Annotated in this window: 17 protein-coding genes; 13 read left to right on the forward strand and 4 right to left on the reverse strand. The window is 61.1% G+C overall.

All coding sequences use genetic code 11. The features are described 5' to 3' along the window. Position 1: 1 nt before the first annotated feature. Positions 2-1,042, forward strand: coding sequence for a flagellar motor protein MotB (motB, locus tag ND528_RS18785; RefSeq protein ID WP_137215194.1), 1,041 nt, complete (start codon positions 2-4; stop codon positions 1,040-1,042). A 263-nt stretch (positions 1,043-1,305) separates the two neighbouring features. Here the strand turns inward: motB and ND528_RS18790 are convergent, their stop codons facing one another. From ND528_RS18790 to rsgA, 3 genes are all read right to left on the reverse strand, one after another. Continuing rightward, positions 1,306-1,791, reverse strand: a complete 486-nt coding sequence (locus ND528_RS18790) for a toll/interleukin-1 receptor domain-containing protein (protein WP_137215195.1) — start codon at positions 1,789-1,791, stop codon at positions 1,306-1,308. Further along, the gene (locus ND528_RS18795) at positions 1,791-2,750 is read right to left on the reverse strand and encodes a caspase family protein (protein WP_130909633.1); all 960 of its coding nucleotides are present in this window, start codon (positions 2,748-2,750) and stop codon (positions 1,791-1,793) included. Before ND528_RS18795 ends, ND528_RS18790 begins: the two co-directional genes overlap by 1 nt. 313 nt (positions 2,751-3,063) lie before the next feature. Next, entirely contained in the window at positions 3,064-4,095 is a 1,032-nt protein-coding gene (gene rsgA / locus ND528_RS18800) for a small ribosomal subunit biogenesis GTPase RsgA (protein WP_024011360.1), read from the reverse strand. A 107-nt stretch (positions 4,096-4,202) separates the two neighbouring features. Here rsgA and orn point away from each other — a divergent pair, with 107 nt between their 5' ends. Beyond that, positions 4,203-4,745 carry an oligoribonuclease gene (gene orn, locus ND528_RS18805; protein WP_016771957.1) on the forward strand — a complete coding sequence of 181 codons (543 nt, stop codon included), beginning with the start codon at positions 4,203-4,205 and terminating at the stop codon, positions 4,743-4,745. Positions 4,746-4,928: 183 nt separating this feature from the next. Continuing rightward, positions 4,929-5,543: a trimeric intracellular cation channel family protein gene (locus ND528_RS18810; protein ID WP_178081165.1), complete on the forward strand. Its 615-nt coding sequence runs from the start codon at positions 4,929-4,931 to the stop codon at positions 5,541-5,543. On the opposite strand, the gene queG is transcribed toward ND528_RS18810, so the two are convergent. Beyond that, positions 5,525-6,604, reverse strand: a complete 1,080-nt coding sequence (queG, locus tag ND528_RS18815; protein ID WP_263470899.1) for a tRNA epoxyqueuosine(34) reductase QueG — start codon at positions 6,602-6,604, stop codon at positions 5,525-5,527. The genes ND528_RS18810 and queG overlap by 19 nt on opposite strands. Positions 6,605-6,667: 63 nt before the next feature. Here queG and ND528_RS18820 point away from each other — a divergent pair, with 63 nt between their 5' ends. The 10 genes from ND528_RS18820 to ND528_RS18865 all read left to right on the forward strand — a co-directional run bounded on the left by ND528_RS18820 (position 6,668) and on the right by ND528_RS18865 (position 18,239). After that, complete coding sequence (locus tag ND528_RS18820) at positions 6,668-8,167, forward strand: NAD(P)H-hydrate dehydratase (protein WP_212615158.1); 1,500 nt, start codon at positions 6,668-6,670, stop codon at positions 8,165-8,167. Next, on the forward strand, positions 8,155-8,625 hold the full coding sequence (tsaE, locus tag ND528_RS18825) for a tRNA (adenosine(37)-N6)-threonylcarbamoyltransferase complex ATPase subunit type 1 TsaE (protein WP_130910048.1): 471 nt from the start codon (positions 8,155-8,157) through the stop codon (positions 8,623-8,625). Before ND528_RS18820 ends, tsaE begins: the two co-directional genes overlap by 13 nt. A 51-nt stretch (positions 8,626-8,676) precedes the next feature. Further along, entirely contained in the window at positions 8,677-10,056 is a 1,380-nt protein-coding gene (locus tag ND528_RS18830) for an N-acetylmuramoyl-L-alanine amidase (RefSeq protein WP_370593506.1), read from the forward strand. Further along, entirely contained in the window at positions 10,053-11,960 is a 1,908-nt protein-coding gene (gene mutL, locus ND528_RS18835; protein ID WP_263470900.1) for a DNA mismatch repair endonuclease MutL, read from the forward strand. The genes ND528_RS18830 and mutL overlap by 4 nt, the downstream gene beginning before the upstream one ends. Further along, positions 11,960-12,931, forward strand: coding sequence for a tRNA (adenosine(37)-N6)-dimethylallyltransferase MiaA (gene miaA / locus ND528_RS18840; RefSeq protein ID WP_263470901.1), 972 nt, complete (start codon positions 11,960-11,962; stop codon positions 12,929-12,931). Before mutL ends, miaA begins: the two co-directional genes overlap by 1 nt. 96 nt (positions 12,932-13,027) lie before the next feature. Then, the gene (hfq, locus tag ND528_RS18845; RefSeq protein WP_016771947.1) at positions 13,028-13,294 is read left to right on the forward strand and encodes an RNA chaperone Hfq; all 267 of its coding nucleotides are present in this window, start codon (positions 13,028-13,030) and stop codon (positions 13,292-13,294) included. Between the two features lie 12 nt (positions 13,295-13,306). Next, positions 13,307-14,608: a ribosome rescue GTPase HflX gene (hflX, locus tag ND528_RS18850; protein WP_016771946.1), complete on the forward strand. Its 1,302-nt coding sequence runs from the start codon at positions 13,307-13,309 to the stop codon at positions 14,606-14,608. A gap of 96 nt (positions 14,609-14,704) precedes the next feature. After that, positions 14,705-15,871 carry an FtsH protease activity modulator HflK gene (hflK, locus tag ND528_RS18855; protein ID WP_024011368.1) on the forward strand — a complete coding sequence of 389 codons (1,167 nt, stop codon included), beginning with the start codon at positions 14,705-14,707 and terminating at the stop codon, positions 15,869-15,871. Then, a complete protein-coding gene (gene hflC / locus ND528_RS18860; RefSeq protein WP_016771945.1) occupies positions 15,871-16,740 on the forward strand; it encodes a protease modulator HflC in 870 nt (289 codons plus the stop codon). The genes hflK and hflC overlap by 1 nt, the downstream gene beginning before the upstream one ends. A 311-nt stretch (positions 16,741-17,051) precedes the next feature. After that, on the forward strand, positions 17,052-18,239 hold the full coding sequence (locus ND528_RS18865) for an ATP phosphoribosyltransferase regulatory subunit (RefSeq protein WP_016771944.1): 1,188 nt from the start codon (positions 17,052-17,054) through the stop codon (positions 18,237-18,239). Positions 18,240-18,292 lie beyond the last annotated feature (53 nt).

Below are 18,292 nucleotides of genomic sequence, written 5' to 3' on the forward strand. Positions count from 1 at the left end.
CATGGAAAATAATCAGCCGATCATCGTCAAGCGCGTCAAGCGCATTGCCGCCGGGCACCACGGCGGGGCGTGGAAAATCGCCTTCGCCGACTTTGCCACGGCGATGATGGCGTTCTTCCTGGTGCTGTGGCTGCTGTCCACTGCTACGCCGGAACAGAAGATCGCCATCGCCGGTTATTTCAAGGACCCGGTCGGCTTCTCCGAAAGCGGCACGCCGTACATCATCGACTTGGGTGGCACGCCGACCCTGGCGCCGGAAAACACCCTCAACCCGGAAGTGAAGTCGCAGCCACAGCCGGACAAGGTCACGGTCGACACCGATCAGGTTGAAGGCATGGCCGAGCAGGTCGAGAAGGAGCGTCTCGAACTGCTCCTGCAAGAACTGCAGAACAAGGTCGACGAGAACCCGCAACTGCAGAAGTTCAAGGATCAGATCCTCTTCGAAATTACGCCGAACGGCTTGCGCATCCAGATCATGGACGCCGAGAACCGACCGATGTTCGACTCAGGTTCCGCACGCCTGAAGCCGTACTTCGAAGACATTCTGCTGGCCATGGCTGACACCATCAAAGCGGTGCCAAACAAGATCAGCATCAGCGGCCACACCGACGCCAAGCCGTACATCGGCACTGGCGACTACGGCAACTGGGAGCTGTCGGCCAACCGTGCCAACGCCGCGCGTCGCGCATTGGTCGCCGGCAGCTATCCGGACGCGCAGGTGGCGCGGGTGGTCGGTTATGCCTCGTCGGCGTTGTTCGACCGGGAAAACCCGTTCAACCCGGTTAACCGCCGGATCGACATTGTCGTGCTGACCAAAAAAGCCCAGGCGGCGATTGAAGGTGCGCAGGGCCCTGAGGCGGCGAAACCGGCGGATCAGGGGCAGAACGGTGCTGCTCCGGCAGCCCCGGTTGATCCGGATGCGTTGCCGGCGGACAAGCAGCCAGTGCCGGCTCATGAGTTGCGCGAACGCTTGAATCTGTTTGATGACGCTGCGCCGAAGCCGGCTGAGCCGGGTGGGGCAGCGCCAGCGCCGAAGCAGTGATTTAAAAAGAAACCGACAGTGATGTCGGTTTTTTTTGGGCTGATTTTCGGCTTTGTATTTGGTGCGTTGCCAAGAACAACCCCCCTCACCCCAGCCCTCTCCCCCAAGGGGGGCGAGGGGGAAAGGGAGCCGATTTGTGTGCTTTTCGAATTCGAGTTCGACTCGGTATTTCAGGTCGGTGTACTTGGAACATTCACCTCGGTCAGTCCCCTCTCCCTCTGGGAGAGGGCTAGGGTGAGGGGCTTTTCGAAAGTAACGAAACTCTAGAACCCGCGACGAATCCGGTTCTTAAGCTGTTCATGAAACATCTCTGCATCGCGCTTGTACGCCCCTTTCACCGATTCGCTGATCGAATCCAGCGCCATCGACCGCTTGTTCGACACCTCATCCCGATACGCATCGATAAAGAAATCCAGGTCGCTGGCCGTGCTCAGCTTCGGCCACTTGTCCAGATAGATCGGCAGTTGTGCCGGCCCGGTCTTGAACGTACAGATCCGCCGGTTGCTGATCGTCGCCTCGCCAATCTCGAACGGCACCCACCACGACAGTGCAGTCTTCTCCGATACCACCGCCAGCAGATGCGTGCACTCGGTGATGTTGCGGGTAATGACCCCGGTGATGTCGTCGGTGGTCTGCGATTCCGGATCCAGCACGTCGAGGTAAGTCCTGATCTTCGCTTGGGTCAGACGGGTGTTGATGGCGATCGCATGAGTGCGATCCACATGGCGGTAGCTGATAAAGACTGGCATCAGAAATGTCCTTTGAGGGCGAGTTCGCGGTAATAGGCACCGAGTGCCGTCAGGCGGCAGCCGGTGGAGTGAATGGCGGCGTAGTACATGTGCTCGGCGTCGACCGGTTCGATCAGGCTGTGGCGGTTGCACTTTTGCAATTGGGCGAAGATCTCGCCGTGCTCCGGTATGAACGCCATTTCGGTGGGTTCGTAGCTGGGGTCGAGCGGGAAGACCGATTCGGCTTCGGCGAACCAGTCCGGCAATTTGCGCAGGATCTCCTTGGGAATCAGCGGCGAGACTTCGCGCAGGGAAATGAACTGCGACACATTGGTCTTGAACACCGGACGCTGCTCCCACGGGCCGAGCGCGTTGTCGACGAAGGAGTACAGGCTGCCGGGGGTGATTTTGCCGAGGATATTCGCCGCGCCGCCATGCAGCGCTTGCAGCAGCAGGCCGGTGAACACGCCGTGCTGCGCACCCTCCAGTGCCGGCTCGGCTTTTTTGCAGGCGGTGAGGATGGTCATGCCTTCGCTGACCATGCTGCTCTCGCTGCGCAAGGCGCGCACTTCGCCGGCCGAACCGCTTTCGCAGCAGTCGAGGATGATCATTTTGTTTTTGATCCGCGTGGCTTTGTCCGCCCAGTTGAGAATGTCGCTGATGCGGATGCCGTCCTTGGCGTTGCGGTAATCCTGCGGGATCAGCATGCCTTCGTCAGTGTCGGCGTCGAAACCGCCATGACCGGCGAAATACAGCAGAGCGACGTTGCAGTCGCCGGAAAACAACTCGCGGATCTGGTCTTCGAGTTTTTGCCGGCTCAGGTAATCCTCGGCGGACGTCAGTATCAGATTCTTGAAGTTGGGGTCGCCATTGGCGTTGGTTTTCAGTACCGAGGCCATGGCCATGGCGTCGTTGCAACAGCCGCTGAGCCCGCCAATATGCGTGTAATCGTTGATGCCGATGAACAGTGCCTTGCGCATGGTTACACCACCGTGAGCAGGCTGAACGCGCTGACGATTCTGTGGGGATAACGCAAGTGGGCGCAGCGAGACGAATGGCTGATGAATGAATGACAGCTTTGCATTGGATTCCTCTGAGATCGCGGTAAGCGAAGGAGGAAGCGAATGTAGGCCGCTGGCGCAGACCTACAAGGTCTGCGTGGCAAAACAGAAAGGTCCTGCGAGCAGGTGCGCAAAAGCCTACAGAAGAGACTGATGTTTAACAGCGAGAGGCGTGAGTCAGATGCAGTCCGACAGCCAACGGCCCTTAGTGCAGGGCCGCCGGCGTGACTGTTTAATAGCCGTTTTCAGGCAGGCTGGCGATGATCGAGCGATAGCTGTTCATCCGCTGCTGCTGGATGCGTCCGTCTTCGAGTGCCTTGAGCAGCGCACAACCCGGTTCGCGATCGTGCTTGCAGTCACGGAAACGGCAGGTGCCGAGCAGGTCGTCGAACTCGATGAAACCGGCTTCGACATCGGCGCGGCTGACGTGGCCCAGCCCGAATTCGCGGATGCCCGGGGAGTCGATCAGTTCGCCGCCGCCAGGGAAGTGGAACAGGCGCGCGGTGGTGGTGGTGTGCGTGCCCTGACCGGACAGCTCGGACAACGGTCCGACGCGGGTTTCGACTTCCGGCAGCAGGCTGTTGACCAGCGACGACTTGCCGACGCCGGACTGACCAACGAATACGCTGATGCGCCCGTCGAGCTGCTTTTGCAGCTGTTCCATGCCGTCGCCGTGGTGCGCCGAAACTTCCAGCACCGGATAACCCAGCGTGCGATACACCGCCAGCAACGCATTCAATGCCGGGGCGTTCTGCTCGTCGATCAGGTCGAATTTGTTCAGCAGCAGAAGCGGGCGGATGCCGGCATGTTCGGCGGCGACGAGATAGCGGTCGATCAGGTTGGCGTGAGGCTCGGGCAGCGGCGCGAAAACGATGACGATCATGTCGACGTTGGCGGCAACCGGCTTGAGCTGACCACGGCTGTCGGGGCGGCACAGCTCGGTGCTGCGCGGCAGTTGCGCGACGATCACGCCAATGCCCTGGTTGCCGGCGCGCCAGACGACTTTGTCGCCGGTGACCAGCGCTGGCAGGTTGGCGCGCAAGTGGCAGCGGAACACTTGACCGGCGAGTTCGCCGTCAACGGCTTCGACTTCGACCTGCACGCCGAAGTGGGCGATCACCAGGCCGTGTTGCTCTGGGCCAAGGTCGCCGCCCTCGAGGGCTTCGACCGCCGAGGACTCGCGTTTGGCGGCGCGTGCGGCGCGCTCGCCCTGGATCTTTTCGATGCGCCAGTTTTGACGACGATTGAGTTGGCGTTTGGCCATGGGTGTTCCGTCTGAAGAATGCAGCGATTAGGTAAAACGGCCGCGAGTTTAGCACGCCCGGCCACCGGCCTAGGCTAAACTGCGCAGCATTGCCTAGGAGCCCGAATATGCAAAACCCGCAGAACCTGATCTGGATCGACCTGGAAATGACCGGTCTGGACCCGGACAACGACGTCATCATCGAAATGGCCACCATCGTCACCGACAGTGAGCTGAATACATTGGCCGAAGGCCCGGTGATCGCCATCCATCACAGCGACGAAGTGCTCGCGCGCATGGACGAGTGGAACACCCGCACCCACGGCAATTCCGGCCTGACCCAGCGTGTACGCGACAGCCGCATCAGCATGGCTGAGGCAGAAGCTGAGACCATCGCCTTCCTGGAAAAGTGGGTGCCGAAGGGCAAATCGCCGATCTGCGGCAACAGCATCTGCCAGGACCGCCGCTTCCTTTATACCCACATGAAGGCGCTGGAAAGCTACTTCCACTACCGCAACCTCGACGTCTCCACGCTCAAGGAGCTGGCCGCGCGCTGGGCTCCGGATGTGCGCGACAGCTTCAAGAAGGGCAGCACCCACCTGGCGCTGGACGACATCCGCGAATCGATCGCCGAGCTGCAGCACTACCGCAAGCACTTCATCAAGTTCTGACGCGATCCCTGTGTAGGAGCTGCCGCAGGCTGCGATCTTTTGATCTTGGTTTTGCACCTGAAAAAGCAAAACTACAAGATCGCAGCCTTCGGCGGCGCCTGCAGGGAGTTGTGTTTGCTGAGGCGCCCTCTTCTGGTGCAGCACCGAAATGGCTAGACTGCGCGCCTTCCTGCCTGGACTGCCATCATGTTGCTGATGCTCTATCTGATCGCCATCACCGCCGAAGCCATGACTGGCGCGCTGTCCGCCGGACGACGCGGCATGGACTGGTTTGGCGTGGTGCTGATCGCCTGCATCACCGCGCTCGGTGGCGGTTCAGTGCGCGACGTGTTGCTCGGGCACTACCCGCTGACTTGGGTCAAGCACCCGGAATACCTGGTGCTGACGTCGGTGGCGGCAATGTTTACCGTGTTCACCGCACGCTGGATGCGCCACCTGCGCTCGTTGTTTCTGGTACTCGACGCGGTGGGCCTGGTGGCATTCACCTTGATCGGTTGCATGACCGCTCTGGAGATGGGCCACGGCATGCTGGTGGCATCTGTCAGCGGCGTCATTACCGGGGTGTTCGGCGGCATCCTTCGTGACATCTTCTGCAACGACATTCCGCTGATCTTTCGTCGTGAGCTTTACGCCAGCGTGTCGTTTGCCGCTGCGTGGTGCTACATGCTTTGCCTGTACCTGAACGTGCCAGGCGAGCAGGCGATTCTGATCACGCTGTTCGGTGGGTTCTTGCTACGCCTGCTGGCGATCCGTTTTCATTGGGAAATGCCCAAGTTTGTCTACAACGACGCGCCCTGACGCTCGGCATGCTGCCTGAGCGCCCACTCGACGTGTTCCTGCACCAGATCGGAAGGATAATCCCGTCGCGCCTTCAACGCTTCCAGCACCACAATCGTTGAAGGCGCATTGCCCAGGCCCACCGCCAGATTCCTCAACCAGCGCTCATATCCCGCCCGCCGCAACGGCGAACCTTCGGTGCTGCTCAAAAACTTATCTTCATCCCACAAAAACAACTCCGCCAGTTCGGCATTGTCGAGGTTGTGCCGTGGCTTGAAATCGCTTTCCCCGGAAGGCTTGGCGAAACGGTTCCACGGACAGACGATCTGGCAGTCATCGCAGCCAAACACCCGATTGCCTATCAATGGCCGCAATTCTTCGGGAATCGCGGTTTTCAGTTCGATGGTCAGGTAGGAAATGCAGCGTCGCGCGTCCAGCACGTACGGGCCGACAAAAGCGTTGGTCGGGCAGATATCCAGACACGCGGTGCAGCGCCCGCAATGTTCGCTGCTATGCGGCTCGTCCACCGGTAGCGGCAGATCGACGAACAGCTCGCTGAGGAAGAAATAACTGCCGGCCTTGCGGTTGAGGACCAGGGTGTTTTTACCGATCCAGCCCAGCCCGGCCTGTTCGGCGATGGCTTTTTCCAGCACCGGCGCGCTGTCGACAAAGGCACGAAAACCGAACGGGCCGATCTCTGCCTGGATCCTGTCGGCCAATTGTTGAACACGTTTACGGATCAATTTGTGGTAATCGCGGCCCAAGGCATAACGCGACACGTAAGCCTTTTCCGGTTCAGCCAGGCGTTTGGCCATTTCGGTATCGCCCGGCAAGTAGTCCATGCGCAGGGAAACCACGCGCAACGTGCCCGGCACCAGCTCGTCGGGGTGCGAGCGTTTGCTGCCATGGGCGCCCATGTAGTCCATTTCGCCGTGATAGCCGGCCTCTAGCCAGCGCTGTAGATGCTGCTCGTGTTCGGCCAGGTCCAGACCGCTGATGCCGACTTGCTGGAAGCCCAGCTCGCGGCTCCAATCCTTGATCGATTGGGCGAGGGCGGGCAGGTCTGTGGTGATGGCGGACATGAGGCGAGAGAAACCGGAGCTGAGGTGCGTATAATTCTGCCAGACATCGGAGCCCGAAGACGCATGCCGCAGACGAAAGATGAATTACCCGACGCGCTGTACCGCGCCGCGCAGGTGCGCGAACTCGACGCGCGGCTGATCGCCGCCGGCACGCCGGGCTTCGAATTGATGCAACGCGCCGCCCGCGCGACGTGGCGCGCACTGGTGCGCAAGTGGCCGGCAGCGAACGAACTGACGGTGCTCGCCGGGCACGGCAACAACGCTGGCGACGGTTATCTGGTGGCCGGGCTGGCGCTGCGGGCCGGTTGGATGGTGCGCGTTCTCGCCGTCGGCGATCCGCAGCGTTTGCAGGGTGATGCCGCGCTGGCCCATGTCGAATCGGTGGCCGCAGGTGTTGTGGTGCAAGGCTGGCAGGCGCAAAGCGAGCTGCACGGTGTCGTCCTCGATGCCTTGCTCGGCACAGGCCTGAGCGGCGAAGTGCGTGAGCCCTATGCATCGGCGATCAAGGCGATCAACGCCTGCGGTTTGCCGGTAGCGGCGGTCGATATTCCTTCCGGGCTATGTGCCGATACCGGGCGTGAACTGGGTGTCGCGGTCCGCGCCGATCTCACGGTGACATTCATTGGTATGAAGGTCGGGCTGTTGACCGGCGATGCGGCGGATCATATCGGCGAACTGGTGTTCAACGACTTGCAAGCCACCGACGAAATTTTCAGTGACATTCCCGTCTGCGCTCAACGCCTGAGCGCCGCTAATCTTCCAGCACTTGCGCCGCGCGCGCCGACCTCGCACAAGGGGCGCTTTGGTCATGTGTTACTGATCGGCGGCGATCACGGGTTCGGCGGAGCGATTCTGCTCAGCACGGAAATGGCCTTGCGCGGCGGCGCGGGCATGGTTTCGCTGGCGACTCGCCCAGAGCATGTGCCGGCGGCGCTGACTCGGGTGCCGGAGGCTATGGCGCTCGGCACCTCGTCAGCCAATCAACTGATGGGTCTGCTGGAAAAGGTTTCGGTATTGGTGGTCGGGCCGGGCCTCGGTCAGGCCAGTTGGGGCCGTGCCCTGTTGTCGGCTGCCGCCAATGCGCCGCTGCCGCAGGTGTGGGACGCTGACGCGTTGAACCTGCTGGCCAGCGATTTTGTCCAGTTGCCCAAGGATTGCGTGATCACCCCGCATCCGGGTGAAGCGGCGCGCTTGCTTGGCGTCAGCACCACCGAGGTGCAGGCCGATCGCCCGGCCGCTGCTCTGGCGTTGAGCAAAAAGTATTCAGCGGTAGTGGTTCTGAAAGGTGCCGGCAGTCTGATCGCCCATCCAGACGGGCGTCTGGCCCTCTGTCATCAGGGCCATCCGGCGATGGCCACGGGCGGGCTCGGCGATGTGCTGGCCGGTCTGGCCGGCGCATTGCTGGCCCAAGGCATGGACGCGTTCGATGCGGCATGCCTGGCCGTCTGGCTGCATGCCAACGCGGGTATGCAACAAGGCAAATTCGGCCGTGGGCTGGCGGCCAGTGATCTGATTCCAGCCATTCGTCAGTTGTTGGAGGAGCAAGCACCGTGTCTGAAGTAACCCTGTACCTGGCCGATGAACAGGCGATGAGCGACTTTGGCGCACGGATCGCCCGCGTCACCCAGGGCCATGGCCTGATTTTTCTCGAAGGCAATCTGGGTATGGGCAAAACCACGCTGTCGCGGGGCATCATTCGCGGTTTGGGGCATGTTGGCGCGGTAAAAAGTCCGACCTTCACATTGGTCGAGCCCTACGAGATCGGTGACATTCGTGCCTTCCACTTCGACCTCTATCGCCTGGTCGATCCCGAGGAACTGGAGTTTCTCGGCATCCGCGACTACTTCGAAGACGATGCCCTGTGCCTGATCGAGTGGCCCGATAAAGGTGCAGGCTTTTTGCCAAAGCCTGACCTGACCATTACCATTGGCCCGCAAGACAGCGGGCGTTCGCTGAAAATTTTAGCCCAGGGCTCGCGTGGCGAGGCCTGGTGTGCCGCTTTGGCATTGGAATCCAATTAAATGATGGGGTTTGGTATGCGCTTTCGCGCGTTGGTGGCTGCCGCTGGACTGATGTTGATGGCAGTAACCGTCAACGCTGTGGCCGATTCAAAGGTCAACAGCGTGCGCCTGTGGCGGGCGCCGGACAACACGCGACTGGTCTTTGACCTCAGCGGCCCGGTGCAGCACAGCGTTTTCACCCTGACAGCCCCGGACCGGCTGGTCATCGACATAAACGGCGCCACCCTCGGCGCGCCGTTGAACGTGCAGACCGCGAACACGCCGATCACTGCGATGCGCTCGGCTCAGCGCACACCGACCGACCTGCGCGTGGTCATCGACCTGAAAAAAGCCGTCACCCCGAAAAGCTTCTCGCTGGCGCCGAACGCGCAGTACGGCAACCGTCTGGTGGTCGATCTGTTCGACAACCCGGCCGATGCCGCGCCGCCGCCGGCCCCGACGCCGTCGGTGGCGACTGTGCCGGCAGTGCCGGTTACCCCGACTGAGCCGGCGATCAAGTTGCCGCCAGCCCCGGCCGGCAAGCGCGACATCATTGTGGTGATCGACGCCGGCCACGGTGGTGAAGACCCGGGCGCGTCCGGTTCGCGCGGCCAGCGTGAGAAAGACGTGGTACTGCAGATCGCTCGCGAGTTGCAGCGTCAGGTCAACGGCATGAAAGGCTTCCGCGCCGAGCTGACCCGTACCGGCGACTACTTCATTCCATTGCGCGGGCGAACCGAAATCGCACGCAAGAAGGGCGCCGATCTGTTCGTCTCGATCCACGCCGACGCCGCGCCGTCCGCAGCAGCTTTCGGTGCTTCGGTGTTCGCCCTCTCTGATCGTGGCGCTACGTCCGAGACCGCCCGTTGGCTGGCCGACAGTGAAAACCGTTCCGACCTGATCGGCGGTGCCGGCAACGTCAGCCTCGACGACAAGGATCGTATGCTGGCGGGCGTGTTGCTCGACCTGTCGATGACAGCGTCGCTGACCTCCAGCCTCAACGTCGGCCAGAAGGTCCTGACCAACATTGGCCGGGTCACGCCACTGCACAAACAGCGCGTGGAACAGGCCGGCTTCATGGTGCTGAAGTCGCCGGACATCCCGTCGATCCTGGTCGAAACCGGCTTTATCTCCAACGCCAACGAAGCGAACAAACTGTCCGCATCGAGCCACCAGCAAGCGCTGGCCCGTTCGATCAGCAGCGGCGTGCGCCAGTTCTTCCAGCAGAATCCGCCACCGGGCACCTACATCGCCTGGCTGCGTGATTCCGGCAAGATTGCCCAAGGCCCGCGCGACCACCGTGTCGGCCCGGGTGAAACCCTGGCGATGATCGGCGTGCGCTATCAGGTTTCGCCGGCCACCTTGCGTGCTGCCAATAACCTGAAAAGTGACGAGTTGAAAGTCGGTCAGCACCTGACCATTCCCGGCACCGAACTGGCGTCGAAAGAATGAGCCAGGTATCGAACACGGCGCGCATCGAGCTTCTCAGTCCACGACTGGCGAACCAGATCGCCGCCGGAGAGGTGGTTGAGCGCCCGGCTTCGGTGATCAAGGAGCTGCTGGAAAACAGCCTCGACTCCGGCGCCAGGCGTATTGATGTCGATGTCGAACAGGGCGGCGTCAAGTTGCTGCGCGTGCGCGACGACGGCAGCGGCATCTCCGCCGACGACCTGCCGCTGGCCCTGGCCCGTCACGCCACCAGCAAGATCCGCAATCTCGAAGACCTCGAACAGGTGATGAGCCTGGGTTTCCGTGGCGAGGCGCTGGCGTCGATCAGCTCCGTGGCGCGTCTGACCCTGACCTCGCGTACCCGCGATGCCGACCAGGCCTGGCAGGTCGAGACTGAAGGCCGGGACATGGCGCCGCGCGTGCAGCCGGCGGCGCATCCGGTCGGCACTTCGGTAGAAGTCCGCGACCTGTTCTTCAACACCCCGGCGCGGCGTAAATTCCTCAAGACCGAAAAAACCGAATTCGATCACCTGCAAGAAGTGATCAAGCGTCTGGCGCTGGCGCGCTTCGACGTGGCTTTTCATCTGCGCCACAACGGCAAGACCATCCTCAGCCTGCACGAGGCCCACGATGATGCAGCCCGCGCAAGGCGGGTGGCGGCGATCTGCGGTTCGGGTTTTCTTGAGCAGGCGTTGCCGATCGAGATCGAACGCAATGGCTTGCATCTGTGGGGCTGGGTCGGTTTGCCGACCTTCAACCGTAGCCAGGCTGACTTGCAGTATTTCTTTGTGAACGGTCGGGCAGTGCGCGACAAACTGGTCGCCCACGCGGTGCGTCAGGCTTATCGCGATGTGCTGTTCAATGGCCGGCACCCGACCTTCGCGCTGTTTTTCGAGGTCGATCCGGCAGCGGTAGACGTCAACGTGCACCCGACCAAACACGAAGTGCGTTTCCGTGACGGGCGCATGGTCCATGATTTCCTTTACGGCACGCTGCACCGTGCGCTGGGCGATGTGCGTCCGGAAGATCAACTGGCCGGCTCGGTCACCACGGCGATTGTTCGGCCGAGTGGCATCGAGGCTGGCGAGTTCGGCCCGCAGGGAGAGATGCGTCTGGCCGCCAATGCGCTGCTGGAGCAGCCGCAGGCCCAGCCGGCTTTCAACACTACTTCCGGCGCCAGCGCTGGCGGCGCTTATCAGTATCAATACACGCCGCGTCCGCAATCGGTGGTGCCCGCTGCCGAGGCGCAAGCTGCTTACAAGGAGTTCTTCGCGCCGCTGCCTGAAGCCAATGCCAGTGCGCTGCCGACCGGTCAGGAAGATATCCCGCCGCTCGGCTATGCACTGGCGCAGCTCAAGGGCATCTATATTTTGTCCGAGAACGCCCATGGCCTGGTGCTGGTGGACATGCATGCCGCGCACGAGCGAATCATGTATGAGCGCCTGAAAATCGCCATGGCCAGCGAAGGTCTCAGTGGCCAGCCGTTGCTGGTGCCGGAGTCGCTGGCCGTGAGTCAGCGCGAGGCCGATTGTGCTGAAGAACACGCCGCGTGGTTTCAGCGTCTTGGTTTTGAATTGCAGCGGCTGGGGCCGGAAACCCTGGCGATCCGGCAGATTCCCGCCTTGCTCAAGCAAGCCGAAGCCAATCGACTGGTCGGCGACGTGCTCTCTGATCTGATGGAATACGGCACCAGCGATCGTATCCAGGCGCACCTCAACGAACTGCTCGGCACCATGGCCTGCCACGGCGCGATCCGCGCCAACCGGCGTCTGGCCCTGCCGGAAATGAACGGCCTGCTGCGCGACATGGAAAACACCGAGCGCAGCGGTCAATGCAACCATGGCCGACCGACCTGGACCCAGTTGGGCCTGGACGATCTGGACAAACTGTTCCTGCGCGGTCGTTGATGAGCCAGCTTCCTCCAGCGATTTTCCTGATGGGCCCGACCGCTGCGGGCAAGACCGATCTGGCCATCGAGCTGACCAAGGTGCTGCCGTGCGAATTGATCAGTGTCGATTCGGCGCTGGTCTACCGCGGCATGGACATCGGCACGGCCAAACCTTCGAAAGAACTGCTCGCCGAATATCCGCACCGGCTGATCGACATTCTCGATCCTGCTGAAGCGTATTCCGCTGCCGATTTTCGTCGCGACGCGTTGCAGGCCATGGCCGAGATCACTGGGCGAGGAAAGATCCCGCTGCTGGTCGGCGGCACCATGCTCTATTACAAGGCTCTGGTCGAAGGTCTGGCGGACATGCCGGCGGCCGATCCCGAGGTCCGTGCGCAGATCGAGGCAGAAGCTGCACGCCTCGGCTGGCAAGCGCTGCACGAGCAGTTGGCGCAAATTGATCCGGTGTCGGCGGCGCGCATTCATCCCAATGACCCGCAGCGCTTGAGTCGGGCGCTGGAAGTATATCGAGTCAGCGGGCAGAGCATGACCGCCCTGCGCGAGCAACAATCTGCGCAAAGTACTGAAGCAGCCGCTTCGGGACGCCAACAATTGCCCTATACTGTCGCGAACCTGGCCATTGCTCCGGCGAATCGCCAGGTTCTGCACCAGCGAATTGAACAAAGATTCACAAATATGTTGGAACAGGGATTCATCGACGAGGTCGTAGCCCTGCGTAAGAGAAGTGACCTGCATTCGGGGTTGCCGTCTATACGTGCGGTAGGCTACCGCCAAGTCTGGGATTACCTGGACGGCAAGCTGACATTGGCCCAGATGCAGGAGCGGGGCATCATCGCCACGCGCCAATTGGCCAAACGCCAGTTTACCTGGCTGCGCAGCTGGGACGATTTGCACTGGCTGGACAGTCTTGATTGCGACAATCTGCCACGCGCCTTGAAATACCTCGGGACCATCTCCATATTGAGCTGAGTCCTTGCAATTGCCGTCTATCCTTGGGGGTGTGACGGCCGAAGCCATCTGAATTCACCTGTTTTTCATTATTGAATCCTTAAAGGAGTGCGGCACATGTCAAAAGGGCATTCGCTACAAGACCCTTACCTGAACACTTTACGTAAAGAGAAAGTCGGGGTTTCCATCTACCTGGTCAACGGTATCAAGCTGCAAGGGACGATCGAGTCGTTCGACCAGTTCGTGATCCTGCTGAAAAACACCGTAAGCCAGATGGTCTACAAACACGCTATCTCGACCGTCGTGCCGGTTCGTCCAATTCGTCTGCCTAGCGCAACCGAAAACGAACAGGGCGATGCCGATGCAGCGCCGGGTAACGCCTGATAGGAGTCTCCTTTGTTCTTTGAGCGCCACGGTGGTGGTGAACGAGTCATCCTCGTTCACTTGGATGGACAGGACCCTGAGGCGCGCGAAGATCCGCAGGAGTTTCAGGAGTTGGCAAATTCGGCTGGCGCCGAGACCGTCGCGTTTTTTAACGTGCCGCGTCATCGGCCAACCGCCAAATATCTGATCGGCAGCGGCAAGGTCGAAGAACTGCGCGACCTGGTTAAGGCTGAAGAAGCCGATCTGGTGATTTTCAATCACATCCTCACGCCCAGTCAGGAACGCAACCTCGAACGTGTTTTCGAGTGCCGCGTGATCGACCGTACCGGGCTGATTCTCGATATTTTTGCCCAACGCGCCCGTACCCATGAGGGCAAGCTGCAGGTCGAACTGGCTCAGCTTGACCACATGAGCACGCGGCTGGTTCGCGGCTGGACTCACCTTGAGCGTCAGGGTGGTGGTATCGGTATGCGTGGTCCGGGTGAAACCCAGCTGGAAACCGACCGCCGTCTGCTGCGGGTTCGCCTGCGCCAGATCAAGGGGCGGCTGGAGAAGGTGCGCAGTCAGCGCGAACAGTCGCGCCGTGGCCGATCCCGTGCGGACATTCCCACCGTTTCGCTGGTGGGCTACACCAACGCCGGCAAATCGACACTCTTCAACAACGTGACGAAGTCCGAGGTGTACGCGGCCGATCAACTGTTCGCCACACTCGACCCGACCCTGCGCCGGCTGGAGCTTGACGACCTCGGTCCGATTGTCCTCGCCGACACCGTGGGGTTCATTCGTCACCTGCCGCACAAGCTGGTCGAGGCATTTCGGTCTACGCTCGAAGAGTCGAGCAATTCCGACCTGCTGCTGCACGTGATCGATGCGGCCGAACCGGATCGCATGTTGCAGATCGAGCAGGTAATGGTGGTGCTGGGCGAGATTGGTGCCCAGGACTTGCCGATCCTCGAGGTCTATAACAAACTCGATTTGCTTGAGGGCGTCGAGCCGCAGATCCAGCGCGATGCCGATGGCAAGCCGCAACGGGTCTGGCTCTCGGCGCGTGATGGTAGCGGTCTGGAGTTGCTTGAACAGGCCATCGCCGAGTTGCTCGGCAGTGATCTGTTCGTCGGTACCTTGCGCTTGCCGCAACGCTTCGCTCGACTGCGTGCGCAGTTCTTCGAACTCGGTGCGGTGCAGAAAGAAGAATACGATGAAGAAGGTGTCAGCCTGCTGGCCGTTCGTTTGCCCCGGATCGAGCTGAATCGATTGGTAAGCCGCGAAGGATTGCAGCCGATGGAATTCATCGAGCAACACACTTTGCAATAAAAGCCTGACAAAGCGGTTGTGCCGCAACGGCAGGCATTCTGTAGCATTGGTCGGCGCGCCGTGGGTGCGTCTTTGCTTTATCAGATGGAGAGCGCTATGGCTTGGAATGAGCCGGGTGGCAACTCGAATAATCAGGATCCCTGGGGTGGCAAGCGCCGCAATAACGGCGACCGCAAGGGACCACCGGATCTCGACGAGGCCTTCCGAAAGCTGCAGGAAAGCCTGAACGGGTTGTTCGGTGGTGGTAAGAAACGCGGTGATGACGGCGGCGGATCGGGGCGCAGCAGTGGCGGCTTCGGCGGTCTGCTCGGCATCGGCCTGGTGGTGCTGGCGGCTGTCTGGCTGTACAGCGCGGTCTACGTGGTGGACGAGCAGGAGCAAGCCGTGGTGCTGCGCTTCGGCAAGTACTACGAGACTGTCGGCCCGGGCCTGAACATCTACTTCCCGCCGATCGACAAGAAGTACATGGAGAACGTGACGCGTGAGCGTGCGTACACCAAGCAGGGCCAGATGCTGACTGAAGACGAGAACATCGTCGAAGTGCCGCTGACCGTGCAGTACAAGATCAGCAACCTGCAGGACTTCGTGCTGAACGTCGATCAGCCGGAAATCAGCCTGCAGCACGCGACTGAAAGTGCGCTGCGTCACGTGGTCGGTTCCACCGCCATGGACCAGGTGCTGACTGAAGGTCGTGAATTGATGGCCAGCGAAATCAAGGAGCGTCTGCAACGTTTCCTCGATACCTATCGCACCGGTATCACCGTCACCCAGGTCAACGTACAGAGCGCAGCGGCACCGCGTGAAGTACAGGAAGCCTTCGATGACGTGATCCGCGCCCGTGAAGACGAGCAGCGTTCGCGCAACCAGGCCGAAACCTACGCCAACGGCGTGGTGCCGGAAGCCCGTGGTCAGGCCCAGCGCATCATCGAAGATGCCAACGGTTATCGCGACGAGACCATCTCGCGCGCCAAGGGTGAGGCCGATCGCTTTACCAAACTGGTCGCCGAGTATCGCAAGGCACCTGAAGTCACACGCGAGCGTCTGTACCTGGACACCATGCAGGAAGTCTTCAGCAACACCAGCAAGGTCCTCGTGACCGGCAACAAGAACGGCCAGAGCAATCTGCTCTACCTGCCGTTGGACAAGATGATCCAGAACAGTTCGGGTAATGCACCGGTGACCGGTTCGGCCGCCAGCAACAACACGGACGTCACGCCGCATGTCACCGACGTGCCGCAGACGCGTACAAGGGAGACCCGCTGATGAGCAATAAATCGCTGATCGCCCTGATCGTTGGCGTCGTTGTGGTACTGGTGGGCTGGAATTGCTTCTACATCGTCGCTCAGACCGAGCGCGCGGTGCTGCTGCAATTCGGTCGTGTGGTTCAGGCCGATGTCCAGCCGGGTCTGCATGTGAAAGTGCCTTACGTCAACCAGGTGCGCAAATTCGACGCGCGTCTGCTGACGCTGGATGCACCGACGCAACGCTTCCTGACTCTGGAAAAGAAAGCCGTGATGGTCGATGCCTACGCCAAGTGGCGGGTCAAAGATGCCGAGCGCTTCTACACCGCGACTTCGGGTCTGAAGCAGATCGCCGACGAGCGTTTGTCCCGTCGTCTCGAATCCGGTCTGCGTGACCAGTTCGGCAAGCGCACCCTGCACGAAGTGGTGTCGGGTGAGCGTGATGCGCTGATGGCTGACATCACTGCGTCGCTGAACAAGATGGCGGAAAAAGAGCTGGGTATCGAAGTGGTCGATGTCCGGGTCAAGGCCATCGATCTGCCGAAGGAAGTGAACCGCAGTGTGTTCGAGCGTATGAGCACCGAGCGTGAGCGTGAAGCTCGCGAGCACCGCGCCAAGGGTAACGAGCTGGCCGAAGGCATCCGTGCCGACGCCGATCGTCAACGCCGCGTGCTGCTGGCCGAAGCCTATCGTGAATCCGAAGAGGTTCGCGGTGACGGTGACGCCCAGGCTGCTGCGATCTACTCCAAGGCTTACGGTCAGGATCAGGAGTTCTACGGTTTCTACCGTAGCCTGCGTGCCTACCGTGAAAGCTTCGCGAACAAATCCGACGTCCTGGTCCTCGACCCAAGCAGCGACTTTTTCCGTTATCTGGAAAAAGCCAAACCTTGATACGACGTTGACCTGAATCAGTCCGCCCGGCGGCTAAAACCTCGGGCGGGGTGATCCTTTCGGAAAACGTGTGTATGATGCGGCAGCCGGGAAATTCCCGGCTTTTTTGCGTCTGCACGTTTGATTGCTGTTTTTGTTGCAGGCTTCGGGTTTGTACGGCCCGAGCGTTTTTCGAGGAAAGTGATGGGCGAAGCCGGTAAGGCCTTTCGCTGCGTCGTTCATGCGCGTGCGTTTTGAACGCCCCGGTCATTTTCTGCTTCACTCAAGGCTCGCCCTCGTGCTGGCCGCCCGGATCAAAGGGGAATGGCGTAATGGCAACGGTAGACCGCTGGCTGCTGCCAGATGGCATCGAAGAAGTACTGCCACCGGAGGCGGCGCGCATTGAAGTCGCGCGTCGTCAGGTGTTGGATCTGTTCCAGAGCTGGGGTTACGAGTTTGTCGTGACTCCCCATATCGAGTACCTGGAATCCCTGCTGACCGGCGCGGGCCAGGACCTGGATCTGCGTACCTTCAAGGTCATCGACCCGCAATCGGGCCGGCAGATGGGTTTCCGAGCCGACATCACGCCGCAGGTCGCGCGCATCGATGCGCACACCCTGCGTCGCGAAGGCCCAAGCCGTCTGTGCTACGCCGGCAGCGTGCTGCACGCCCAGCCGCGTGCATTGTCGTCCTCGCGCAGCCCGATCCAGCTGGGCGCCGAGCTGTACGGCGACGCCAGTCCGAGCAGTGACGTCGAAGTCATCAGCCTGATGCTGGCCATGCTGCAACTGGCCGACGTGCCGGATGTGCACATGGACCTCGGGCATGTCGGCATCTATCGTGGTCTGGCGCGCGCCGCCGGTCTGTCCGGTGAAGTCGAGCAGCAGTTGTTCGATGCCCTGCAGCGCAAGGCCATCGATGAAGTGATTACCCTGACCGAAGGCCTGCCGGCCGATCTGTCGGGCATGCTGCGCGCACTGGTTGATCTGTGTGGCGGCCGGGAAGTGTTGAGCGCTGCCCGCGAGCGTCTGGCCAATGCGCCGGCGCCGGTGCTGGCGGCGCTGGAAGATCTGCTGGCGATCGCCGAGCGTCTTTCCGTGCGCTTCCCGCAGCTGCCGCTGTATTTCGACCTCGGCGAGTTGCGCGGCTACCACTACCACACCGGTGTGGTGTTCGCGGTGTTCGTGCCGGGCGTTGGCCAGTCCATCGCTCAGGGCGGTCGTTACGATGACATCGGTGCCGACTTCGGTCGCGCCCGTCCGGCGACTGGTTTCTCTACCGATTTGAAAACCCTGGTGACCCTGGGGCGTGCTGAGATCGAGCTACCGTCTGGCGGTATCTGGATGCCTGACAGTACGGATGCGGCACTCTGGCAGCAGGTTTGCCAGTTGCGCAGTGAGGGTCAGCGTGTCGTTCAGGCCTTGCCTGGACAACCTTTGGCCGCCGCCCGTGATGCGGACTGCGACCGGCAATTGATTCAGCAGAACGGGCTTTGGCAAGTATCGCCACTGGCTTCTTGAGTTTTCCTGCCGGCCATCGCCGGCACCAAGTTTGCGCGAATGAGGACAAGTGT

The organism is Pseudomonas mercuritolerans, assembly GCF_025706525.1.
Lineage (GTDB): Bacteria > Pseudomonadota > Gammaproteobacteria > Pseudomonadales > Pseudomonadaceae > Aquipseudomonas > Aquipseudomonas mercuritolerans.